This is a genomic window from Pedomonas sp. (assembly GCF_036515995.1).
GTDB lineage: Bacteria > Pseudomonadota > Alphaproteobacteria > Sphingomonadales > Sphingomonadaceae > Pedomonas.
The window spans coordinates 1-7,345 of the sequence record NZ_DATBUP010000022.1 but is presented as its reverse complement, the minus strand read 5'-3'; the positions used below and the strand labels follow the sequence as shown (position 1 = coordinate 7,345).

The window sequence follows — 7,345 nt, the reverse complement described above, 5'->3', positions numbered from 1 at the left end:
GCGGCCCGGCGGAAAGCGCCATCACCTGCGCCGCGCAGGCCCGCTCCAGCAGATACATGCGCAGAAAAGCGTCGCCCACGCTGCGGCCCACGGTCAGCGTGCCGTGGTTGCGCAGGATCAGCACGCGTTTGTCGCCCATGTGCGCCACCAGCCGCTCGCGCTCGGCCAGGTCCGTCGCCACGCCCTCATACTCGTGGTAGGCGGTGTCCCAGCGCACCAGCATGGCGGTCTGCGTCAGTGGCATCAGTCCCTCCGCCATGGCGGCAACCGCCTGTCCGGCCGCCGTGTGCAGATGAATGACGCAGTTGGCATCCTCCCGCGCCGAGTGCAGGGCGGAATGGATGGTAAAGCCCGCCGGGTTGGCCAGATAGCGCGTCGGCTCCACCGGCTGGCCGTTGAGGTCGATCTTGATGAGGTTGGAGGCCGTCACCTCCTCGAACATCAGATTGTACGGGTTGATGAGGAAGTGGTGCTCCGGCCCCGGCACCCGCACGGACATGTGGGTGAAGATCAGGTCATCCCAGCCGTAGTGCGCCGCCAGCCGGAAGGCCGCCGCCAGGTCGCACCGCAGCTTCCATTCCTGCTCGTCCACCCTGTCCCGAACCGGGCTCGTCATGTCCGTCATCGCCTCTCTCCCCCATGATGCATCTTGCATCATGTTAGACGCGCGTGACGTGCGGATGAGCCGATTTTCTACGGGGGGTATGCCTGCCTGATCGGGTAGTCCGGTCCTCGGAAGGCCCGGCAGCTCCTCGTCAGGCCGCGTCCTGCTCGCCGCTCTGTTCCTTGTCCCGGGCCGGATCCTGTGCAGCCTCCGGTCCAGTGGCCTCGGGTCCCGTGCTCCCGGAACTGACGCTCTCTGAGCTGGCCTTCAGCTTCTCCAGCCAGGTGTCGGCCAGATCGTTCGTCGGGCGGGAGCGGGACGGGCCGAACCGGCCCGGATAGACCGTCAGGCTGAAGCGGCTCTCACCGAAGCCCTTTTCGGCCTTCAGCGAGGACGACAGGTCGTTGTGGCGCAGCCAGTCCTCGAAATCGAGCCACAGCTCGTTCAGCGGGTTCAGCGGCGAGCGGATCTCGTACACTGCCTCGGTCAGCTCGTAGCTCAGGTCGGTCTCGCCGGCCTCGATCTGGTCCATGATGGACAGCTTGAGGGATTCAAGGAACACGAGCAGCCGCTGCCGCTCTTCAGTGTCAATCGCGCGCTCGATGGATGCACGCAAACGCCGACCCAGACTTTCCATGCTACTAACCCTACTGTGACGCCCTGCGGAGAGGGGAGGCGGCGAAGGGAGTCTTGGCCGCCTCAGCAAAGGTATGGCCATCGCGGATAGCAAGCAATGCGGCGCACCCGGCCTTTGCGGTGAACTGCAGACGAAGCGCGGATAAAACGCACCGGAAGTGCGATGAACGCCGGAGCGTTTTGGCGGCAGATGCGTTTGCGCGCGCCTTGCGCAGAATCAATACGCGTCCGTGCATGCAAGTGCGGTTGCAGTCATCGCCGCCGCCGGCTCCGGAACGGTCTTCTGGGCAGCCGCTGGCGGGTGCAGGGCCGCCTGCGTCTCGCACGCCGGGCAGGTCTCGCTGATCGCCCACGCCACCCGGTTCCGCCCGTCGTTCTTGGCGGCATAGAGGGCCTTGTCCGCCTCAAGCGCCACCTGATCAAAGGTCGCGCCGGGCAGGATCGGCGCAATGCCGATGCTCACCGTCACCCGCAGCGGCGGCTTGCCATCCTCCACCTCGATCCGCAGCTCCTCCACGCTGCTGCGAATGCGCTCGGCAACCGCAAGCGCCACCTGCGCATCCGCTGCGGGCAGCAGCACGGAGAACTCCTCGCCGCCGGTTCGGCCCAGAAGGTCGCCGGCGCGCAGTATGCCGCGCACGGTCTCGGTGAACCGGATCAGCACCTGATCGCCCGCCGCATGGCCGTGATGGTCGTTGATCTGCTTGAAGTGATCCAGGTCCAGCATCAGCAGGTAGGCGGCGGGGGCGGGCGCGCTGAACAGGGTTGCGGCGCGGCGATGGAAGGCGCGGCGGTTCATGGCCCCGGTCAGGCTGTCGGTGGAGGCCAGCTGGTTCAGCTCCCGGCTCAGCCGCTGGCTGATCATCAGGAAGCCGAAGAAGTTCAGTGCGATGATGATGAGCGTGGTGCCCGCCGCCAGAAGGTTGCGCGTTGCCGGAATCAGCTCCTCCAGCGGGGTTACCATCAGGTGGGTGGACCTGAGCACGCCGACGCAGACGGAGAACAGCCCCCAGGCCGTCATCAGCACCATCAGCAGGGCGGACTGCACCGTCCATGCCCCTTTCTGGCTGCGCGCATAGTCGCCAAGTCCTGCCAGCAGGGTCAGGCCGCACAGCAGGTGATAGAACAGGGTATAGGTCAGCCCGTCCGGCCCCAGCAGCCATGAGGGCAGGCCGATGCACACCACCGCCGCCGCCCACACGCTGATGCCGGCCCGCCAGTTGACCGGCAGGTTGTAATTGTAGCGAATGGCGGCCCACAGCAGGCCCGCGCCGCTGGCCATGGAAATCCCGCCCAGAAGCTGGGCAAAGTTGTTGAGCGCGCCGGTTCCCACAGCCTCCAGCACCAGCGCGGCCAAGGTGGACAGGTTTGCCAGCGCCCACAGTGGCAGCATCCGGTAACCGGGCAACATGCGTATGCTGAGGGAGAAGAACACGGCGCCGAACAGCAGTTGGGCGCTTACTGCGGTGCGAACGGTCGCGGGGTCTGTTCCGAACAGGTCCATGAGCGCGTCATTTCTCCCGAAAGCGTGGCGGACTACCCCGCCAGCCGCGGCGGAGAAGCTGCCCTGTCATGTCATCCGCAATGCGCTGCGTATCCGGTCCGCTGGAGGCACGGGTGCCCGCAGCGAGGCCATAGCCGAAGCACTGGATAGTGAGTTAAAATTAGTTCGCAACAACAATAAGGGTATTAATTCAAAAAGCGCAGGCCCTGCTAAAAGCAACTAAATGTCGCGCCGCATGATCTGCACGACTCTGGAAGACCGCGCTCCCCCCTTGTGTGCATTTTCTATCCCATTCCCGCTTGAAACGGGAGGGTAATATATGCAGGCGCTTTCCCGCGTATTGCGCCCTTACATGCGCCGCTCATTCAGCCGGGGGAGGCCATCCACGGCCCGAGCAGCCTGCGCATCGTTCTCGTTGCTTCTTGCACCGTCCCTTGCCAAAGGAGAGGGCGGCGGGCAGGGGCGCGTGGCGCAGGCCTGGCCTGCCAGCATGAGCCCTGTCGCCGGCGCGAGCCCTATCGCCGGCCTGCGCTCTGTCGTCAGCCTGTCATCCGGAGTTATCCCGCCGCCATGCAAGAACCTTCCCTTCATGACTATGACAGCCGCACTCTTGAGGCTGTCATTCTGGTGAAGGCCGCGCCGCAGTCCGGTGGCGTGCAGGGCGTCAGCGTGTTCTCAGCCGCGCTTGATCTCTATCGGAACTGGCTGCGCCTCTCGCCCGTCTCCTTCCGTGTTCCGGAGGAGGAACAGCGCTTCGGCCGCTGGGACCGTATCCGCTTTCGCGGCTGGAAGCCGAGCCCGGCGCAGGACGCCCGGCCCGAGGCCCGGCAGGTCGGCCAGAAGACCATCGAGATCCTTGGCCAGCTTCCGCGCCCGGAGCAGGCGGCCTTCCTGAGCCGCGTCGTCGTCCATGGCCTGCGCGCCGAGGCGGAGGCCGGGCGCAGCCTTGCGCTGCTGAAGGCGGAAGTGCTGGGCTTTGCGTGCGAGAAGCTCGGCCCCGCCGAGTTCGTCGAGCGCTGCGCCACTTTCCGCCAGCTCCGTGAGCAGCTGGACCTGTTCGGCCAGAGCCACCTCATGCCCGCCGAACCCATTCCCTATGCCTTCTGCTACCGCCTGCGCGATGCGGATGGCGAGCGCGTCCACACCTGCGAGGACTGGGAGATGGACGCCGCCTTCCTCGTCGCCCGCAAGCGCCACGGCGAGAAGAAGGCGCTGGAGGACCTGACCCGCCTCTACGGCGAGGGCCTGCCCCGGCAGGGCATCGCGTTCATCATGGGCACAAGCGCCGCCAGCGCCACCAGCACCACCGATCCGCGCGGCTGGGTCGTCCACGGCCTCGTGCCCTTCGAGGATCAACCGCAGGCAACGCTGTTCTAGAGCAGCTTTCGAGCAGGGTGACACACCCTGCGGCGAACAAAAGCGCGACCAACAAGGAGCCTGGAGCCGCTTGGTCCAATGCGCCTGCCGTGGGATCGGTCGCTTCGAATCGAAGCCGCCGCTCCACCCGCATCAACAGCAAGGTCCGATTAAACAGTCACAGATGCCGCGCAGGCCATTGTGCGGGAAACTCACAGTGCGCTCTGCGCCCGCCGTTGCCGCAATGGCGCCGTGGCCGCCTGAGCTTCGGCGGGGTCATTGAGCGCCGGGGCGGCAACTGCGCCGACCAGGCCTGCATCACCCGAACCCTGCCGACGGCAGCGGGGGGGGGGCGGACCCGCCCGATCGCCGGCGAGGCCAACATCCAGCCCGACAGCCTCCGGCACCCGAAGGATGCATAGAAGGTCATGGCCACCTGCGGGCTGAGCTTTTGCCCTTCCGGCCCTGCACGCAAAGATCACCGCTGGCCGGACGTGTTTGATGACGCCGCCCACAACTGACAGGCGACAGGCGACTGATCCCGCGCTCGGCCTTGGCGGGATCGACCAGTGGATGCAGGTGTGGGTTGGCGTTGCGGCACGATCCGTCCGCCGCATCCTGCCGTTGCGTGACAGGCCGCTGGCCATAGCCATCGGCGCCCCGCCGGAGCACGACAGCCCAGCCCCAGACCTCCGTCGCCTTTCAGGAAAACCTCAGCCCTCACACCCGCGCCGATGCGTCGAGCGCCGTGGGCGACCTTTGCCGCGCCATGGATGCTTGGCCAAAAGGGCGGGGACGCCGTGGCTTGCCCGACCGGCTCGCCTTTGATCACGATCCGTAGTTGAGCATCGGCCCGCATTCGACCACGGCTCGGCAGGACAAACGTCGCTTCCTGCGCACCGGTATCCAGTGCCATGATGGGACATCCGGCGCGTGCCGCCCAGCAAGCAAGGACTTGCCGGATGCCGAGGGGGCAGACGTGGCGCAGGCTTCTCAGTTCTGTCGGAAGATGACGGCGTTCAGCATGGACGGGCAGGCGGGCTGTGCCGCAGCGCCCCAGACGCCCGGTGGCGCTGGAGATGATGCTGGAAACGAGGAGATGGCAATAACAGAGACGCTGGCTCCGTGGGCGCGCTCCAATGCCCTTCGCCAGTACCGTTCTTTCCTCAAGAGGCGATCTCAATGCGCAGGAGCGGACGACGCAACTTTACTTCTCCAAACCTTCTGCCGGGTTGCCTGCGCAAGAGGCGGTGTGAAGCGTTTCCGTCATTCTGCCCGGCCGTCTCATCACCATGCTCACCGTATCCACCGGCGTTCCCGCCTCAGGCGGACATCGCTTCGGCAGCGGTTGAAGCCTGTCTACCCGCCCTGCAGGAGGTGCAGCGGGAGCAGCGGCAGACCAATACCGCGATGCTGCTCGCCCGAGCCGTATCGACAGGCGGGTGGATCGCATCAGGTCCCGACCGCGCAAGCCTGTCTTCATGGCTGGCCTGCTGCTGCAGGAACGGTAAGCGATGCCGAAGTCAAAGCCGCGGCACCGCCGAAGTCACGCCCGGTGCGAAGAGAATCCCCGGAACCGCGGCTCTGAAAAACGAAAGGGGTGCAGGGGCTCGAGACCCCTGCAAAACAACCGAATTACAATGGCTTAAACAGATTACTTAATGGTGCGCGTGGCCGTGATGGGCTGCCGCGCCTGCCTTTCCGCCTTCTGCAACTTCGCCTTCCGCCTTGGCTGCGACCGTCAGCGGTGTACCGAACTTCATGCCGAAGAAGTTGTTCGGCAGCCAGGTCGGGCGCTGCGGCGCGTTGGCGATGTCCCGGGCGATCAGGAAGTTCACCTCGGCGAACACCTTCCCGGCCTGATAGTCGATCGGCTGGTTCAGGTCGTCATTCGGGCGGTGGTAACGGTTCTTGAGGAAATCCAGCCAGATCTTGCCGCCGTCCTTGGAGGCGTCGGTGGACTGGAAGCCCGGCATCAGCATGACGGAGGGCACGCCCTGCTGCACGAAGCGGTAGTGGTCCGAACGGGTGAAGATCGCCTCGGTCGGCATCGGGTCCGGGCTCAGCGCAATGCCCACCTGGCCCGCGGCCCGGGCCACGATGTCGCCTAGCGTCGAGTGCTGCGCGCCGAACGCCACCACGTCCTTGAACGGGTACAGTAGCACCGGCATGTCGAGGTTCACGTTGGCGACCATGGCGTCCTTCGCCACCGTCGGCATGCGGGCGTAGTAGTCCGCCCCCATGAGACCCTTTTCCTCCGCGGTCACGGCAAGAAACAGGATGGAGCGCCTGGGCTTCTCGCCGCTGGCGGTGAAGGCGCGGGCGGTCTCGATCAGCGTGGCGATGCCGGTCGCGTTGTCTAGCGCGCCGTTATAGATCTTGTCGCCGTTCACTTCCCTCGACACGCCGATGCCATCGAGATGCGCGGTCAGCACGACGTATTCCTGCCTGAGCGCCGGGTCGCTGCCTTCCAGGACGGCGGCAACGTTCGCGCTCTGAAGCTGGCGGTGGCTGCTCTTCTGCGCAAGCTCGGCCGTCAGCGGCAGGGTAAAGCCTTTCGGCGTGCCTTTCTCCGCTTCTTCAAGTACTTGCGCATAGGTCTTCGGCGCGCCCTTGAACAGCTTGGGGGCGGCCTCAGGGCTGAGGGAGGCGGTGACGCGGATCTGCGGCGCGCGCACGAACGGGGTGCCGTCCGGTCCCACCCAGGTCATGCTTTCGCTGTCCAGATAATCCAGCGCGCTCTTGTACGGGCGGCGCTCTTCGGACTCCTTGGTGCCGACGGTGATGATGCCGACCGCGCCGTGCCTGGCCGCAAGCTCCGCCTTGGTGGTACCGTAGTGGACCGCGATCTCGCTGGGCCAGCCGTCCGGCGTGCCGGAGAGCAGCACCACGATCTTGCCCTTCACGTCCAGCCCGGCGTAATCGTCATGTCCGCGCTCGGGGGCGTCGAGACCGAAGCCCGCGAACACCAGCGGCGCGGCAAGCTGCGTCGCCGCTTCGTTCATCGAAACGCCGGTGATGAAATCATCCGGGTAGGAGAGGGCGACGCGCCCGCCATCGCCAGGGTTGTCGTCGCCACGCCCGCCATCGCCACGATTGCCATCGGTGCGGATCAGGGTCAGCTTCGCGCCATCGGCCACGCGCTTTGCGCCCTGAAGCGTCACCTTTTGGAAATAGCCGGCAAGGCCGGCCGCTTTGGGGCGATCGCCCGCGGGCTTGAGGTTCAGCGCACGGAACTGACCAGC

At 65.9% G+C, this 7,345-nt stretch carries 5 protein-coding genes; 1 reads left to right on the top strand and 4 read right to left on the bottom strand.

Annotated features, from left to right (window positions below):
* The 3 genes from VIG90_RS01960 to VIG90_RS01950 all read right to left on the bottom strand — a co-directional run.
* Positions 1-625: class II aldolase/adducin family protein (locus VIG90_RS01960; RefSeq protein ID WP_331591747.1), on the bottom strand; the 625-nt coding region annotated here is incomplete at its 3' end.
* A gap of 130 nt (positions 626-755) precedes the next feature.
* The gene (locus VIG90_RS01955) at positions 756-1,241 is read right to left on the bottom strand and encodes a hypothetical protein (RefSeq protein ID WP_331591746.1); all 486 of its coding nucleotides are present in this window, start codon (positions 1,239-1,241) and stop codon (positions 756-758) included.
* 216 nt (positions 1,242-1,457) lie between these two features.
* Positions 1,458-2,744 (bottom strand): GGDEF domain-containing protein, encoded by a 1,287-nt coding sequence (locus VIG90_RS01950; RefSeq protein ID WP_331591745.1) that lies wholly within the window; start codon positions 2,742-2,744, stop codon positions 1,458-1,460.
* Positions 2,745-3,314: 570 nt separating this feature from the next.
* Between VIG90_RS01950 and VIG90_RS01945 the strand changes: the two genes are divergently transcribed.
* Positions 3,315-4,121, top strand: coding sequence for a hypothetical protein (locus VIG90_RS01945; protein ID WP_331591743.1), 807 nt, complete (start codon positions 3,315-3,317; stop codon positions 4,119-4,121).
* A gap of 1,637 nt (positions 4,122-5,758) precedes the next feature.
* Here the strand turns inward: VIG90_RS01945 and VIG90_RS01940 are convergent.
* Positions 5,759-7,345, bottom strand: a 1,587-nt coding sequence (locus VIG90_RS01940; protein WP_331591742.1) for a M28 family metallopeptidase, incomplete at its 5' end; no start/stop codon positions are given.